Here is a 15,561-nt window from a genome sequence, read left to right on the forward strand (position 1 = left end):
GTTTTCTCTTTATAAATGTAATGATCTTCATTGCGATAGTACTACGTCAGATTAGTACTATTCGATGCAGTTCCTCCCGACTACAATGAGCTCATCAAACACTTAATGCTAATAAGGAGCAGGATATATAATGAACACTTTCGTTCCATTCTCAGCCGCTCATTGGGTTGCGCTTATTGTCGGTATGCTAGTGTGCATAGGCATCATTCTGTATCGGAAACAACTCCGCGTCGGAAACGGAAGCCGCATCGCAGCAGTCATTATCGCCGCTGTGCTTGCAGGATTAGAAACTGCGTTGTACATCACTTATACGATTCAAGGGGAATGGTCGGTTTGGTCGCTGCCATTCGAGCTGTGCACAATGACACTATGGCTATCTGTCGTGATGCTGCTTACCCGCAGCCGGTTCTTGTACAACATTGTCGTCTACTTGGGTACGCTTGGCGCTCTGCAGGCGATGTTGACGCCGGATCTCGTTCAGACCTTTCCGCAATTTCGTTATTTTCATTTCTTCCTTGGGCATATCGGCATCATCGCTGCATCCGTATATATGACAGCCGTCGAGCGAATGCGTCCGACGCTTCGTTCACTCCCAATGGCTGTGTTGGCGCTCCACCTACTTGCCATTCCGGGCGCTATTATCAATGCTATTGCGGGAACTAACTTTATGTTTCTGGCGAGAAAACCAGAAGGTGGCTCGCTGCTCGACCTATTGGGACCATGGCCTTGGTATTTGCTTGAGCTCGAGCCGATTGTATGGGCCATGTGTGCGGTTTTGTTAGGTATTGTGACGCTATTCGATCGTCTCGGGTCGCGGCATTAACGTCCGATACCCCTTAGTAATGGCCTATTCTCGGTCTTCTCCAACGTTATGAGAAGCATTAGAATTTTCTCTGAAAACATTGGCAATTCCGCAATTGATGTTACAATGTGTTGGCGTTAGACCGTTTGCATATTTTGTGTTAGACACCTGCCCATCATCGCACATTTACATCTTGGAGGGATTATTGTACGTGTTTAAAACAAAGGTTGGATGGCTATTGATCGGACTTATGATTGGATCTTTATTATTAACGCCGCAGCTTCAGCAGAAGGCGCATGCTGCTACAAGCTATGCCGCGCTGTCAGTTGGAAGCACCGGCGATCAGGTTGTAGATTTGCAGGAACGACTTCGGATGCTCGGTTATTTATCTTCTGCAGCCGACGGCAAGTTCGGCTCAGGAACGAAGCAGGCGGTCAAAAAGTTTCAGCGTAATGCTGCCATCGTTCAGAATGGGATTGCAGGGCCGATGACGATGCATGCCCTACATAAAGTAACAGTGAGCCGTCCAGATCTCGGCAGACTGGCACGTGTGGTATACTCAGAAGCAGGCGGAGAGCCATTCAACGGTCAGATTGCCGTTGCGGCTGTTGTTCTCAACCGCGTCGATTCACCGGACTTCCCGGATACGATCGAGAAAGTGATTTTCGCGCCAGGCGCTTTTACAACGGTGGCTGGCGGCCAATACTGGAAACTGCCGAATGCGGAGTCATTCAAGGCTGCCATTCAAGCTGCGAAGGGAATCGACCCGTCACACGGCGCATTGTACTTCAACAGTGCCCCCGCAGAAAGTGAATGGTTCCAATCACGTACGAAGACGGCCTCGATTGGCGGCCATGTTTTCGTGAAATAATCTATATTCGATACGGTCGAAAGGTGGAGCGAACGAAGATGGCGGTTAATAAGCAGGCAGGTGCAGCAAGTACAGTCATCGGGTTTATAGGGACAGGCATTATGGGTGCCAGCATGGCTGGCCATCTGTTGAAGAATGGTTATGAGGTTCATGTCTATAATCGCACGAAGGCGAGAGCAGAAGGTCTGCTGCAGCAAGGCGCTGTATGGCATGATCAGCCGAAGGAAGTTGCGCAGCAGTCGGACGTTGTCATTACGATGCTCGGTTATCCGAGTGACGTAGAGCAAATTTATTTTGGCACAGAGGGGCTGCTAGACCATGCACGTTCTGGCGCTTACTTCCTTGATATGACGACATCAAGTCCAACACTCGCGAAACGGATTGCGCAAGCAGCAGCGGGCAAAGGACTGCATGCGCTCGATGCTCCGGTCTCTGGCGGTGATGTCGGGGCACGCGAAGCGAAGCTGTCGATCATGGTTGGCGGCGATGGGGATGCGTTCGAAGCGGTGAAGCCGCTGCTCGACCTGATGGGCGCGAACGTTGTGCACCAAGGTCCAGCCGGCGCAGGTCAATTCACGAAGATGTGCAATCAGATTACGATTGCTTCTAATATGATTGGCGTAAGCGAAGCGCTCGCTTATGCGAAAGCTGCCGGCTTGGATCAGACGCAGGTGCTCAAGAGCATTAGCTCCGGCGCTGCCGGAAGCTGGTCGCTGTCGAATCTGGCGCCGCGCATGATCGCAGGCGACTACGCGCCTGGGTTTTACGTGAAGCATTTTGTGAAGGACATTCGAATTGCACTTGATTCTGCTGCTGAGATGGGACTAGAACTTCCTGGTCTTAAGTTGGCACAGTCGCTCTATGAACAGCTCGTAGAGCATGGCGGCGACAATGATGGAACGCAGGCGCTGTATCGAATTATTGCGGGTGAGTAACGGTCTAAAATAAGGGAATGATAAGCCTCAGGCGATGATTAATCGTCTGGGGCTTTCTTATATTGGAGATAAGGTTTAAACAGATTTCGTCCGGAAGAAACGCATTGTGCCTAGTATAAGTCAGCGGAAGCGGTTTCACATCATTTGGAATATTTTAACCTTTGATAATCCGACTAAACCGATATACAATACAAAAACAATAGCGGCAAGATAGACAGAGGGGATGAATGGTAATGAGCAAGAAATGGTCTACAGCAATTATTCTTGTGCTGCTCACGGCATTGATTACAGCATGCGGCAGCAGCTCGAACAAAACAACGCCTAGCGACAACAGCGGACAGCAGACGGAAACGTCGGCTCCGAAGGACGGCGGCAATCTGATTATCGGAGTCGGTGCCGATCCGGTTATTCTTAACCCGAACTACGCTGGCGACCGCGTCAGCTTGACGATTGACCAATCGCTGTATGCACCTCTGTTCCAAGTGAACAACGGCAAGAAAACATACTACCTGGCTGACAGCCTAACGGCATCGGAAGATAGCATGACGTACACGCTGAAGCTGAAGAGCGGCCTGACTTGGCATGACGGACAGCCTCTGACGGCTGACGACGTTGTGTTCACGATCAACAGCATTCTCGACGAGAAGCAGAACAGCATGTTCCGCGGCAATCTGATGATTGGCGGCAAGCCGATCGAAGCGAAGAAAATCGACGATCTGACAGTTGAGTTCAAAATGCCCCAAGCTGCACCTGCATTCGAAGCGACGCTTGTGCAATTGACGCCGATTCCGAAGCATATCTTCGAGAACGAAGCGAATATTGAGAAAAGCACGAAGAACAACACGCCAGTTGGTTCCGGTCCGTTCAAGTTCAAAGAATACAAAACGGGCGAATATGTAACGCTTGAGCGTTTCGACAACTATTTTGGCGGCAAACCGCATCTGGATTCGGTAACGTATCGCATCGCGAAAGATACGAACGCAGCGAATCTTGCTCTGCAGAATGGCGAGCTGAACATTAACTATGTATCGCCGCAGGATGCGCCAACGATTCAAGGTACAGGCAACTTCGATCTGATGCCTTACAGCGAAGGCCGCCTGTCTTACATCCTTATTAATGAGAAGAGCGACCTCGGCGTATTGAACAAAAAAGAAGTGCGTCAAGCGCTTGGTTATGCACTGAACCGCGAAGAGCTGATTACGGCAGCCTACCTGTCGCCTGAATATGCGGACCCTGCTCATTCGTTCCTGACGCCGGATACGCTGTTCCATACGAATGACGTTGCAACGTTCGATAACGATGCAGCCAAAGCGAAAGAGCTGTTCCAGCAAGCTGGCGTTACGAAACTCCGTTTCGTCGTGAAGAGCGGCGACAAGACGCAGGAATCGATCGCATTGTATGTTCAGCAGAAGCTGAAAGAAGTTGGTGTCGCAGTGGAAATTCAAAGCATCGACGCATCGGCATTGAACAGCAAAGTGTATGGCGGTACGTCCACAGACTTCGACCTGACGGTTGCAGGCTACATTATGGGCTTCGATCCTGACGCGTACTCGATCCTGTTCACGACTGATAATTCGTCCAACTACTCGCATTATTCGAACAAGCAAGTGGACGAGCTGTTCCAGAAAGGTGCAGGCGAAGCGGATGCAGCGAAACGCGGCGAGCTGTACACGCAAGCACAGCAATTGGTTGCGGAAGATGCAGCGATCTATCCAATCGCATACACGAAGACTATCGTAGCCGTAGACAAACGTTACGGCGGTGTCGAAGAAGCGGTGCTTAAACCGGTCGTTATCTTCGAAGATCTGTCCAAAATCTACTTGAAATAATGGAAGAGGAAGTTCAAAAAGGCTGAAAACCGAACTTTTTGAACATGAATTTATACGAGAAAAATAAGCTGGCTGATCGGCGATAAGCTGGTTTCCCAGCTTATTTTTTTCGCTAAAGAGGCAGGGGAAGAAGCGAATGAGACAATTAATCGTCAAACGGCTGGCACAAACGATTCCGATGCTTTTCTTTGTGTCGATCGTCTGCTTCGCCATGATCAAGCTTGCGCCGGGAGACCCTGTGATGTCATTCGTCACGCCGAATATGCATGCGGAAGATATTGAACGGATTCGGCACAGCCTCGGTCTGGATCAGCCTGCTTATGTCCAGTATGTGCAATGGCTGAAGCAGCTGTTGTCCGGCAATCTCGGCTACTCGTTGATTAATCATCAGCCTGTGCTTGATCAAATTATTGACCGTCTGCCAGCTACGGCAGGCTTGATGGCGTGTGCAATCGGGCTGGCAGTTATACTTGCTATTCCTCTAGGGCTCGTCGCTGGCGCGAATCGGAACCGTTGGTCAGATAAGCTTATCAACCTGGTTACATACATCGGGATTTCGGTACCGCTGTTCTGGCTCGCCATCCTTCTTATTTATTTGTTCGCGATTAAACTGCACTGGCTGCCAAGTATGGGGATGCGGACGATTGGCGTGAATTCGGCGGCTGATGTGCTGAAGCACGGCATTTTGCCTTGCTTCGTGCTTGCATTTGGATTTCTTGCTGTATACGTGCGCTACATTCGATCCAGCACGATCGGACAGCTGCGTGAAGAATATGTTCTTATTCAAAAAGCATTCGGTTCGAGCCGTTATACGATTCTGTTCCGCCATGTGCTCAAGCATGTATTGCTGCCAATCATCACGCTGCTTGGCATGTCAATGGGCGATCTGGTGACAGGCGCCATCGTGACAGAGACGGTATTCACATGGCCGGGTATTGGGTCGCTCGGGATGACGGCGGTTCGCGGGATGGACTATCCGGTCCTGATGGGCATTACGCTGTTCTCGTCCGTTCTGCTTATTCTAGGCAATCTGTTGGCGGATATCGCGTACAGCTTCGCTGATCCGCGCATTAAAACGATGAGGTGACGATATGAATCGCAGCAAATGGCGAAATTTGAAACGCGAGCTATGGAGCAGCAAGCTGGGCGTTGCCGCGGTCATTCTTCTGATCCTATTTACGCTTGGCGCTGTATTCGCTTTCCTCGCGCCGAATGATCCTAACGTTATGAATGTGGCAGAGCGTCTGCAGAGCCCGAATGGTTCCCATTGGTTCGGAACAGACGACTATGGCCGTGACTACTTCGCAAGAGCCATGTACGGCGGGCGTGTCTCGCTGATGGTCGGATTCGCATCCATGATTCTGGCCACTGGAATCGGTACATGCATCGGCGTGCTTAGCGGTTATTTCGGGGGACGGCTGGACAATTTGCTTATGCGTTTGCTCGAAATTTTTCTATCGATTCCGTCGTTCCTTGTCCTGCTGCTGCTCAGCGTCTATCTGAAGCCGAGTGTCGGCAACATCATTGTTATTATCGCTTTCCTCATGTGGATGAATATCGCACGGGTCGTGCGTGCAGAGACAATGACGTTGAAGGAACGGGAATATGTGCTGTATGCGAAGGCGTCCGGACAAGGCGCTTGGGGCATTATTTGGAAACATATTGTGCCGAACTTGGTTCCGGTCATCATCGTTGGGGCAACGAATAACGTTGCGTCGGCCATTATGATGGAGTCGTCGCTCAGCTTCCTCGGTTTCGGCGTACAGCCGCCGAATGCGACATGGGGCAGTATGCTGAACAACGCGCAGGGCTTTATTGCTCAGGCGCCGTATTTGGCGATTTTCCCAGGGGTGCTCATTCTGCTGACGGTGCTCAGCTTCAACGTGCTTGGTGATATCCTTCGCGTCGGACTGGAGCCAAGGCTGACGAAACGATAAAAACCGCGCGAGGCAAGAAGCGATTAAGGCAAGAAGGGGTGGAGCAGGAATGACGGAACGGCTGCTGACTGTTGAACAATTACATGTATCGTTCCATACCCGCGATGGGGATAACCAAGCTGTGCGCGGCGTCAGTCTGCATATTGATGCGGGCGAGACGCTTGGCATTGTCGGCGAGTCCGGAAGCGGCAAGAGCGTTACGGCGAAAGCGATAATGGCGCTAATCGAGCCGCCAGGCGAGATTATTAGCGGCACCATCGAATATAAAGGCAAGCGGCTGACGGAATTGTCGGAGAAGGAATGGCGGAAGCTGCGCGGCAATGAAATCACGATGGTATTCCAAGATCCTATGACAGCGATGAATCCGGTGAAACGGATCGGCTCCCAGATGATCGAGATTCTTCGTCGTCACCGCGGCCTTAGCAAGGAAGAAGCGAAGCGGGAAGCGATCGAACTGCTGCGCCAAGTTGGCATTACGGAGCCCGAGCGTCGCTTGAGCCAATATCCGCATGAATTCAGCGGCGGCATGCGGCAGCGCGTTATGATTGCGATGGCGCTGTCGTGCAAGCCAGGTCTGCTTATTGCGGACGAGCCAACGACGGCGCTTGATGTTACGATTCAAGCGCAAATATTGGATTTATTGAAAGAGCTGAAGGAAAAGTCGGATACGGCGATTGCCCTCATTACGCATGACCTTGGCGTTGTGGCGCAGGTATGTACCCGAGTCGTTGTGATGTACGGCGGCATGATCATGGAGTCCGGTTCGGTGGACGATATATTCTATCGGCCTCAGCATCCATATACGCAAGGGCTGCTTCGTTCCGTTCCGAAGCGCGCAGGCGAGCGAGAGCGGCTTGTACCAATCGAAGGGACGCCGCCAGATCTGCTCAACCCGCCGCAAGGCTGCCCGTTTATGGCGCGATGCCCGCATGCCATGAGCAAATGCGCGGAGCTGCCGCCGATCTATACGCTTGGACCGGGACATCGCTCCATGTGCTGGCTCGCTGACGAGGAGGCGAAGACGCAATGAGCAGATTGACGAAACAAGAGCTTCTGGTGGATGTTCAGAACCTGATGAAACATTTTGTGAAAAGCAAGGATACGTGGGGACGACCCACAGAGGTGCTGAAGGCTGTTGATGGCGTTAGCTTCCAAATCCGCAAAGGCGAGACGTTTGGCCTTGTAGGCGAGTCTGGCAGCGGCAAGTCGACGGTAGGCAGATGCTTGCTGCGGCTGTACGATTATACGGCGGGTGAGGTGTTCTACGACGGTCAGCCGTTGTCCAAGCTTGGAGAGAAGCCGCTGAAGCCGTTTCGGAGACGGATTCAGTCGATTTTCCAGGACCCGTATTCTTCGTTGAATCCGGGCATGACCGTATTGGACCTTATCGGCGAGCCGATGGACATTCATGGCATTGGCAGAGGCGCTGAGCGGACGGAGGCGGTTGCAGCGCTGCTGGAACGCGTCGGTCTGAAGCGCGAGCATTTGTATCGTTATCCGCATGAATTCAGCGGCGGGCAACGTCAGCGTATTTCGATTGCGCGCGCGTTGTCCGTACGTCCGGAATTCGTTGTATGCGATGAGCCAATATCGGCGCTAGATGTGTCTGTACAGGCGCAGGTCGTCAACATGCTGGAAGACTTGCAGCAGGAGTTCGGCCTGACTTATTTGTTCATCGCGCATGATCTATCGATGGTGCGACATATTTCGGATCGAATTGGCGTCATGTATCGAGGCCGCTTAGTAGAAGTAGCGGACAGCGACGAGCTGTACGACAATCCGCTGCATCCTTATACGAAAGCACTTCTGTCGTCGATACCGATTCCGGATCCACACGCACGCGTAGAGCGGCTTGTATGGAAGCCTACGGAGTCGGAGTTGGACGCTGAACTGCGAGAAATAAGTCCAGGGCATTGGGCGGCTATCGAGGGTTAATGAATGTTTTTACGATGAAAAAGCTAACCTCTAGCGTGGTCGCTCATTTCGAGTAGACATCGATAGAGGTTTTTCATAAGGAGGAATCGAGTATGAGTCATGCAAATGCTGCAGACCGTGTGCTGCTATCGCAATGGGAGGCGCTATTGCTTGAGTCGCTGCGTTCTCAGGGCTGGTCGAACGAGCGTCTCCTGAAGGATGTACGTGAAGGCGAGCTTCCGGTCGATACGAGCATATATGAGTTCAAATATGAGGAGCTTCGTGCGTACGCAGAAGCGGAGCCCGAAACGTTCGAACATGCAGTTACCGAAGGTTACAGAATTAAATACAATACGCTTCGCGGCATTCGCAGCTGGATCGCTGTCGCTTACGGTCTTGAACCAGAGCTGACGTTCGACGCAGGCTCGGAATCGGTAACAGCGACTCTTACGCCAGAGCAGTATGAGCGCCTCGTATCCGTACTGTCGTTCGGCTGGAACGTGTCGGAAGTGTCGGCTGCGAATGGGCAGACGGCGATATATCGGGTCGAACCGATTCGCTAATTACAAAGAGCCTCAATTTGCCTAGGCAGGTGATAGAGGCTCTTTGTGTATGATATGTTAAATTCTAATACTGATATTTGACCATAAGAAATCTGCCTTAGTGAAAGATATTCGTTGGAATCAAAGGGATTAGGTTACTTTGCCTTTAAAAGGGTAGGTTCAGATACGGCGCTGACACTTCCTTGCGATTGGACAATGATCATGCCATCTTCACGCAGAGTCGGACCGAAAACTCTTCCTGGGGTTTGAATCACAAAAACCCTCTTAGCCGTAATCAAATCTTTCGCTTCCAGCCTCCCGTCCGTGTATGCAATGTATAACCCATTGCCAAACGTGTCGAATCGGGCCATAGAAGTACCCTGAAATCCCGCCGAGCCGTAGTACACGACCGACTTATTGATAAGTTTCGACCCCGTTATATAGTCTCCGTCCGTAAATAGAATTCTTCCCGCGTCAGGGCCTCCGGCCCAGTAATTCTTGTAAGAAATGTCTGATCGATAAGAATCCCTCGAGACTTGATCAGGAGCTGCATCCAGCGGATAGGCATAGACAACCCCCGCTGCAAAAATATACACACGCCCGGAATCGATCCAGGCTTGGCCGTTTTCCTTGTATTCGACCGATGTGACAACTTTTCCAGACAATAGATCGATCGTATCCAAAGTCGTTTTATCAAGTTGATTCATAAAGCTTGAGGTTTGTTGTACAAGTATCTGATCTTCCTTAACATATAATGGAGCGCTAGCGTTAGTTGCTTCCCAAGCGAGGCGGCCATTACTCTCATTGAATGCCAACAGAGACGCATAGGTATAAGCACCTGAGAACTCCGTACTCACCAGTACTTTCCCTTTAACGAATACAATGTCATATTCCATAAACTCATTGGGGAAATTATCCGTCCACAGCAACGCTCCGGATTTTGTATCGTATGCCCGTATATGGCCGTTGTAGATGTAAACTTTTTCTCCGTTAACGAGTATTCTTGTAATTCCCGTTGTTCGGCTAGTGGTCACCCACTTTTTCTTCCCATTTGCTGCATTGATGGCATGTACAATACCGTCTTCAGAGACCGCGTAGACGACCCCATCTAGATAAGCTAAAGGCGAAACCATTCCGGACCCGTATGTCCATAACGTTTTGCCAGTTTTCGCGTTTATCGCGAGTAGGTGCCCATGCTGGAAAGCATAAACTTTACCTCCACCCGTCGCAATCGTGCCCCCATTTATTGCATTAGAATCTTTGGGGACATCGATCACGACGCTCCATTTGGGTTTGATGGTATCGGTCGTATCAGGAGCGTTCCAGTTCTTCCCGATGTATGACGAATGCGGTGCCTCTGCAAAAATAGGTTGAATCAAAGCGGAGAATAGTGCTAGTACCAGCGTAAACGATAGAACAGGTTTTATGAATTGGATACTCATGATATCATCCTTCCACGCATAATTTACCATATAATGTATAGACGAGAATGTCTTATGAAAGGTTTCTACAGGCAATTAAAATAACTCGGAAGCCGTAAAAAGCAAAAAGAGCCATCCCTTAAGCATCTTTCGATGACTTGTAGGAATGGCTCTTTTGGTATGCTGTGCAGCTAGCCTCAGGCTTAACCTTTGACCGCGCCGGCCGTGAGGCCGCTGACGATATATTTCTGACCCAGCAAATAAAGAATGAGGACCGGAATCGACGTCATGACGAGATCGGCAAAGATCAAGTTCCAGTCACGGCTGTATTTGCCGTAGAAGTTGTAGATGGAAAGCGGCATCGTCCACGTCTTGCTGTCCGTAAGGAAGTACAGCGGAATCGTGATGTCGTTCCATACCGACATGAATACCATGATCGCTACTGTCGCGTTAACCGGAACGATTAGCGGCGTAATGATGCGGAAGAACACGCCGAGCAGGCTTGCGCCTTCGAGGAAAGCAACCTCGTCAAGCGCTTTCGGCACGGATTTGATAAATCCGCTGTATAGGAAGATACTGAACGCCGTATTCAAAGCCGCGTAAATCAGGATGACGCTCGTAACGCTGCCATAGAAGCCCAACCATTGCACGACGCGGATCGTCGTGATCGTGGACATCGGAGCGATAAGACCCATGAAGAAGAACAGGTACAGGAAACTCGAGAACTTGCTTTCGCGGCGAGCCAGAATAAAAGCGGCTGCGGAAGACGTGAAGATGTTCAAGAGGGCTGATACGCCTGTAATGACGATACCGTTCAGGAACGCGCGGGCAAGGCCGCCTTCCTTAAATACGGTCACGTAGTTGGAGAACATCCATTTATCCGGGAACCGGATCTGGAATTTGGACACCTCGGCGCTTGTCATGAAGGAGCCGAAGATCATAAGCAACAGCGGGATAATGATGCCGAGACAAGCAATAAGCAGTACAATTTCGACGATGTAGTTGCGAAGCGCTAGTTTACGAGTAAAGCTCATTATTCGGTAACCTCCTTACGACGCATGAAGATCAGCAACGGAATGGCAATCAGGGTGACGATAATGAACAACAATGTGTTGATCGCCGTGCCAAGGCCCCAGTTGCCTTCGCCAAACGCGCGGAGAATGATCGTACCGACAACCTGCGAGGAGTTGCCTGGTCCGCCGCTCGTCAGAACGAATACTTCGGAGAATACCTTCAAACCGCCGATAAGCGTAAGCATCAAGTTAATGTTAAGCGCAGGCAGCAATAGCGGAACCGTAATGTTCGTAAAGCTTTTCCAAGCGCCGGCGCCGTCGATCATTGCCGCTTCATAATAATCTTTGGAGATGGATTGCAAACCAGCCAAATAGATGGCCATTTGGAAACCGGCCGACTGCCAGATGGCAACCAAAGCAACCGTCCAGATAACGAGATCCGGGTTCGTGAGCCAAGCTTGACTCAGGAAATGAAGACCAATGGAGTCAAAGAACTTGTTGACCATACCTTCTGTGCGCAGCATCGGCGTAAAGATAATGGAAATAACGAGTACGCTCAGAATAGAAGGCGAATAGAAAATTGCGCGCAAGAAATTGCGGGATTTCAGCCGCATATTTAAAGCGATGGCCAGCAAGAGGCCGATCACGTTTTTTCCGACAACGGTCGCTATCGCAAAAATAAGCGTGTTTTTCATTGCAAGGAGCAAGGTATCGTCCGTAAAGATTTTGTGGAAATTGTCAAAGCCGATAAAATGGACGCCGATTCGATCCAAGCGCCAGTCCGTAAAGGAATAGAACAAGCCGATAATGGCTGGTGCAACAAAAAATATCGTATAAATAAGTAGCGCTGGCCAAACGAGGTAATAGCCATACATGCTCTTGGAGCGTTTTATCATCTTCCATCCCACCAAGACTGTGTATTTTGTTTTTCTCTATCTGATGCTTGTTTAACAGATGCGGCCGCCGTTAGGGACAGCGGCCGCGATCTTACAGTGTTTCTCTTACAAGTTAAACGGATTCGTTATTGCGATGGCTTAGAATCCTGCTTCGCCTTTGTCTTTCATCAGCTCGGCAAATTTGTCGCCCCAAGCTTGGAGTACTTTCTCGGACGTTTTGCTGCCCGTGAACTGATCTTGCAAGCTTCTGTACAGCTCGCTGCGATCAACCAGCATATAAGCATCCATCGTCATAGCTGTTTTCTTAGGCGTGATGTAGTTGTCGAGAATTTCTTGTTTGTAATCCGGAAGCTCAGGCGTCGTTACGTCGTTGAAGTTCGAAACGTAGCCTTGCGCGTTCACGATTTTTTGTGCAACTTCTTTCTCAGCGATGAAGTTCAGGAACTGTTCTGCTTCTGCTTTATGTTTGGCTTGTTTAGGGACAAACAGCTGGCCGCCAAGCGGGCTTGCGCCAAGGTAAGCGTCGCCGCTGTTATCCGTTGGATACGCGAACAGGCCAAGGTTCATGTTAGCATCTTGTTGTTCTACGGATTCGATCAGCCAGTCGCCCATGAACATCATTGCAACTTTCTTGTCGAGGAATTGGCCGGCTGCCATGTCATAGCTGTCGCTGAGCACGTCCGTATTCGTGTAGCCTTTTTTGTAAAGATCGTATTGTTGGTCGAGGATCGTTTGGAATGCAGGAACATCCGTCCATTTTTTCTTGTTTGCGTTCAGATCGTCGAACAGCGTAGGCTCGTTCTTCGTTACGTATTCGCCGAATGCGGCGCCAGGCATTACGTTAGCTGCCCAGTTGTCTTTGAAAGGCATAAAGAGCGGCGTGTAGCCCGCTGCTTTGATCTTCTCGCAAGCTGCCAGGAATTCGTCGTATGTTTTCGGAACTTCGAGGTTAAGCTCTTTGAAGATGTCTTTGTTGTAAACAACGCCTTGCATACCTGTATCTTGGCTTACATGGAAGCTGTAAACATGACCGTATGCGGACAGCACGTCTTTGTTCAGAAGGCGGCTCACCCAAGGCTGGTCGTCCAGAATTTCGAAGTTACGCTCAAGGTTAAGGTCTGTCGTAGCGCTTGCCAGGTTGTATTGCAAGATGTCAGGCGTTTCGTTAACGGCAAGCTTTGTTTGAAGAACCGTAGATGTTTGTTCCGCAGGAAGAAGCTGCAGGTTAACTTTGATGTTGGTTTTTTTCTCGAACTCGTCCAGCAGGTCTTGTTGTACGAATGCGGAGTCCTGCGAGCTCTTGGACAATGCCAGCTCGATCGTGACTTTTTTACCTCCGCCGCTAGTGCTGCTGCTATCGCCGCTTTCCGAATTGGAGCTATCGTTACCGCATGCTGCCAACGTTAAAGCAAATACGGCTGCGAGTGCGCCGATGGATAGTTTACGTGCTTTTTGTTTCATGTTGTTCTCCCCTCTTGTTTCCCTTTGTTGTATGTTCGACTGAATCCGTTTACAATCCAATTGTAGATTTTTATCACCGGGAGGTACATGTTTGACCTTTACCTTTGTTGTGTAAAATTCTGAACTAACATAGATCGGAGGACTATCGTCCCTTGAAAGGCTTCATGAAGAAAACCAACTTTTTTCCTGCGCAGGCGAGTCTTCAAACGAAAGTATTCCTTATGTTTTTAATTTTGCTTTTGTTTGTGTTGTGCTTCTTTTTGGCTTACGTGAATTGGCAAGTCATCCGGCCGTTAAAGGAAACCAACGAGAACGAAAAGCTGCTCACGGCAGCCAAGATCAGCAGACAGCTGGACCAATACATCAAAAACCAGAACCAGTTATCGCAGCGCGTATTGTCCAACCAGCAAGTTCCCTCAGCTTTAATGGGAGGGTACCGTTCTACGGATTCCGCGGAAGGTCTTAGGCAAAACCGTATTCTGAAAGAGATGATGTTCGAAGCGATCGGTCCTAGCGTGGACATTCGTGATATGATCATCTATGATCTCGACGGCAGAGCAGTCGCTTCCTATATCGGCTATTCGACGAATCCGTCGCTTCTTGAACCCGACCTCAAAGAAAAGCTGGACCAAAACGAATATATTTTATATAGACAGCCTAACGGAATTTCGGCATTCGACAGAGCCATTATCAATCAGAATGGCCAGATCTATGGGTACCTATCCATTCAACTGGATCAGTCCGATCTGCAGCTGTCGACAGAGGATGTCGCGGTCGGGGACGTCTATGTGTTGGATCAAAATCGCCAGATCATTTCCAGCTCCCGTAACGCTAAAGAGCAGTCGGAACTTTCTTTCCTGCAGATGCGAGACGGCGAAAGCAGCGGCATGTATTTGGACGGGGATTCCAATTACATCGCTTATGACATGTCGGAGAATACAGGCTGGATTACTTATGTCGTTACACCTAAGCGCGCCGTTCTTGGGTCAGTCAATTCCGTACAATACTTGTCGATATTGCTCATTACGCTGCTGATGTTGTTTTCTTTCGTGTATATTTACTTCACCACACGCAACCTGCTGCTGCCGATTCGAAAGCTGCGCAGCCAGATTTCCCGAATCAACTATAGCAATCTGAACGTCAAAGTGGACAACCAGTCGCACAACAACGAGTTGATGGCCTTAAGCGATTCGTTCCAGGAGCTGCTCGATCGCCTCCAGCAGTCGATCGAAAGCGAGAAACTAGCGCTTCAGGAAGAAATGAAGGCGAGAAATTCGGCATTGCAAGCGCAAATCGCGCCTCATTTTATCCATAACGCGTTATATTTGATCAGCATTGCGGCACAAGAGGGCAAGAACAAAGCGGTGTCGGATATGTGCAAACAACTGTCCGATTCCTTGCGTTATATCGTTTCTTCACCGTACCAGCATGTTAGCTTGGCGGAAGAGCTGGAGCACACCCGGAATTACTTGTCGCTCGTTCAGCAAAACTACGAGAACGATCTCGAATGGGAAATCATTGCGGACGATGCCGCAAACCTCATTCAGCTCCCGAGGCTCGTTATTCAACCGTTTGTCGAGAATTGCATCGAGCACGCCTTCGACAATACCGATCCGCCTTGGCGCATTCTAATCCGGGTGCAGTTGTACAACGGCATCTGGGCGATCGAAATCAGCGATAACGGCGAAGGCATCGCACCGGACAAAATGAACGAAATCATGGATAACATATCGAATTCCGAGGACAGGGAGCATAAGCTTCACATGCCTTCAAGCTTCGGCAATATGGGCGTCGTCAACACGGTTAACCGGTTGAAATTGATGTACAAGAACCGGTTGTTTTTCAATTTGTACAACAATACGGGAGAGGACAAAGGCGCTACGGTGCAAATTATCGCCTCGCTCACCGAAGATTTTTACTAGAAGAGGTACATGGATTGG

General features: G+C 49.9%; 14 protein-coding genes. 10 read left to right on the forward strand and 4 right to left on the reverse strand.

All coding sequences use genetic code 11. The features are described 5' to 3' along the window. Positions 1-130 precede the first annotated feature (130 nt). The 9 genes from H8B09_RS03745 to H8B09_RS03785 all read left to right on the forward strand — a co-directional run bounded on the left by H8B09_RS03745 (position 131) and on the right by H8B09_RS03785 (position 8,851). Positions 131-823 (forward strand): YwaF family protein, encoded by a 693-nt coding sequence (locus tag H8B09_RS03745; protein WP_191202110.1) that lies wholly within the window; start codon positions 131-133, stop codon positions 821-823. A 190-nt stretch (positions 824-1,013) separates the two neighbouring features. Further along, entirely contained in the window at positions 1,014-1,673 is a 660-nt protein-coding gene (locus H8B09_RS03750) for a cell wall hydrolase (protein WP_318152530.1), read from the forward strand. Positions 1,674-1,711: 38 nt separating this feature from the next. Continuing rightward, positions 1,712-2,608 (forward strand): NAD(P)-dependent oxidoreductase, encoded by an 897-nt coding sequence (locus H8B09_RS03755; RefSeq protein WP_191202111.1) that lies wholly within the window; start codon positions 1,712-1,714, stop codon positions 2,606-2,608. A 233-nt stretch (positions 2,609-2,841) separates the two neighbouring features. Next, positions 2,842-4,437, forward strand: coding sequence for an ABC transporter substrate-binding protein (locus H8B09_RS03760; RefSeq protein WP_191202112.1), 1,596 nt, complete (start codon positions 2,842-2,844; stop codon positions 4,435-4,437). A gap of 136 nt (positions 4,438-4,573) precedes the next feature. After that, positions 4,574-5,524: an ABC transporter permease gene (locus H8B09_RS03765; RefSeq protein ID WP_191202113.1), complete on the forward strand. Its 951-nt coding sequence runs from the start codon at positions 4,574-4,576 to the stop codon at positions 5,522-5,524. Positions 5,525-5,528: 4 nt separating this feature from the next. Then, on the forward strand, positions 5,529-6,374 hold the full coding sequence (locus H8B09_RS03770; protein ID WP_191202114.1) for an ABC transporter permease: 846 nt from the start codon (positions 5,529-5,531) through the stop codon (positions 6,372-6,374). A gap of 49 nt (positions 6,375-6,423) precedes the next feature. Then, a complete protein-coding gene (locus H8B09_RS03775) occupies positions 6,424-7,404 on the forward strand; it encodes an ABC transporter ATP-binding protein (protein WP_191202115.1) in 981 nt (326 codons plus the stop codon). Next, on the forward strand, positions 7,401-8,309 hold the full coding sequence (locus H8B09_RS03780; protein ID WP_191202116.1) for an ABC transporter ATP-binding protein: 909 nt from the start codon (positions 7,401-7,403) through the stop codon (positions 8,307-8,309). Before H8B09_RS03775 ends, H8B09_RS03780 begins: the two co-directional genes overlap by 4 nt. Positions 8,310-8,401: 92 nt before the next feature. Further along, positions 8,402-8,851: a hypothetical protein gene (locus H8B09_RS03785; protein WP_191202117.1), complete on the forward strand. Its 450-nt coding sequence runs from the start codon at positions 8,402-8,404 to the stop codon at positions 8,849-8,851. 134 nt (positions 8,852-8,985) lie between these two features. Here the strand turns inward: H8B09_RS03785 and H8B09_RS03790 are convergent, their stop codons facing one another. The 4 genes from H8B09_RS03790 to H8B09_RS03805 form a co-directional block, all read right to left on the reverse strand. Beyond that, positions 8,986-10,272, reverse strand: coding sequence for an outer membrane protein assembly factor BamB family protein (locus H8B09_RS03790; RefSeq protein WP_191202118.1), 1,287 nt, complete (start codon positions 10,270-10,272; stop codon positions 8,986-8,988). A 182-nt stretch (positions 10,273-10,454) separates the two neighbouring features. After that, complete coding sequence (locus H8B09_RS03795; protein WP_191202119.1) at positions 10,455-11,285, reverse strand: carbohydrate ABC transporter permease; 831 nt, start codon at positions 11,283-11,285, stop codon at positions 10,455-10,457. Continuing rightward, on the reverse strand, positions 11,285-12,160 hold the full coding sequence (locus H8B09_RS03800; protein WP_191202120.1) for a carbohydrate ABC transporter permease: 876 nt from the start codon (positions 12,158-12,160) through the stop codon (positions 11,285-11,287). Before H8B09_RS03800 ends, H8B09_RS03795 begins: the two co-directional genes overlap by 1 nt. Positions 12,161-12,298: 138 nt before the next feature. Beyond that, positions 12,299-13,621, reverse strand: a complete 1,323-nt coding sequence (locus tag H8B09_RS03805; protein ID WP_191202121.1) for an ABC transporter substrate-binding protein — start codon at positions 13,619-13,621, stop codon at positions 12,299-12,301. 269 nt (positions 13,622-13,890) lie between these two features. Between H8B09_RS03805 and H8B09_RS03810 the strand changes: the two genes are divergently transcribed. Further along, on the forward strand, positions 13,891-15,543 hold the full coding sequence (locus tag H8B09_RS03810) for a sensor histidine kinase (RefSeq protein ID WP_318152553.1): 1,653 nt from the start codon (positions 13,891-13,893) through the stop codon (positions 15,541-15,543). Positions 15,544-15,561 lie beyond the last annotated feature (18 nt).

Source organism: Paenibacillus terricola, assembly GCF_014779765.1.
In the GTDB taxonomy this organism is placed as follows: Bacteria; Bacillota; Bacilli; order Paenibacillales; family Paenibacillaceae; genus Paenibacillus_T; species Paenibacillus_T terricola.

Excerpts from the sequence above, each read along its gene's own strand:
- H8B09_RS03785 (WP_191202117.1), top strand. The coding sequence starts at position 8,402 with ATGAGTCATGCAAATGCTGCAGACCGTGTGCTGCTATCGCAATGGGAG.
- H8B09_RS03745 (WP_191202110.1), top strand. The coding sequence starts at position 131 with ATGAACACTTTCGTTCCATTCTCAGCCGCTCATTGGGTTGCGCTTATT.
- H8B09_RS03795 (WP_191202119.1), bottom strand. The coding sequence starts at position 11,285 with ATGAGCTTTACTCGTAAACTAGCGCTTCGCAACTACATCGTCGAAATT.
- H8B09_RS03755 (WP_191202111.1), top strand. The coding sequence starts at position 1,712 with ATGGCGGTTAATAAGCAGGCAGGTGCAGCAAGTACAGTCATCGGGTTT.
- H8B09_RS03760 (WP_191202112.1), top strand. The coding sequence starts at position 2,842 with ATGAGCAAGAAATGGTCTACAGCAATTATTCTTGTGCTGCTCACGGCA.
- H8B09_RS03770 (WP_191202114.1), top strand. The coding sequence starts at position 5,529 with ATGAATCGCAGCAAATGGCGAAATTTGAAACGCGAGCTATGGAGCAGC.
- H8B09_RS03800 (WP_191202120.1), bottom strand. The coding sequence starts at position 12,160 with ATGATAAAACGCTCCAAGAGCATGTATGGCTATTACCTCGTTTGGCCA.
- H8B09_RS03765 (WP_191202113.1), top strand. The coding sequence starts at position 4,574 with ATGAGACAATTAATCGTCAAACGGCTGGCACAAACGATTCCGATGCTT.
- H8B09_RS03780 (WP_191202116.1), top strand. The coding sequence starts at position 7,401 with ATGAGCAGATTGACGAAACAAGAGCTTCTGGTGGATGTTCAGAACCTG.
- H8B09_RS03775 (WP_191202115.1), top strand. The coding sequence starts at position 6,424 with ATGACGGAACGGCTGCTGACTGTTGAACAATTACATGTATCGTTCCAT.
- H8B09_RS03805 (WP_191202121.1), bottom strand. The coding sequence starts at position 13,621 with ATGAAACAAAAAGCACGTAAACTATCCATCGGCGCACTCGCAGCCGTA.
- H8B09_RS03790 (WP_191202118.1), bottom strand. The coding sequence starts at position 10,272 with ATGAGTATCCAATTCATAAAACCTGTTCTATCGTTTACGCTGGTACTA.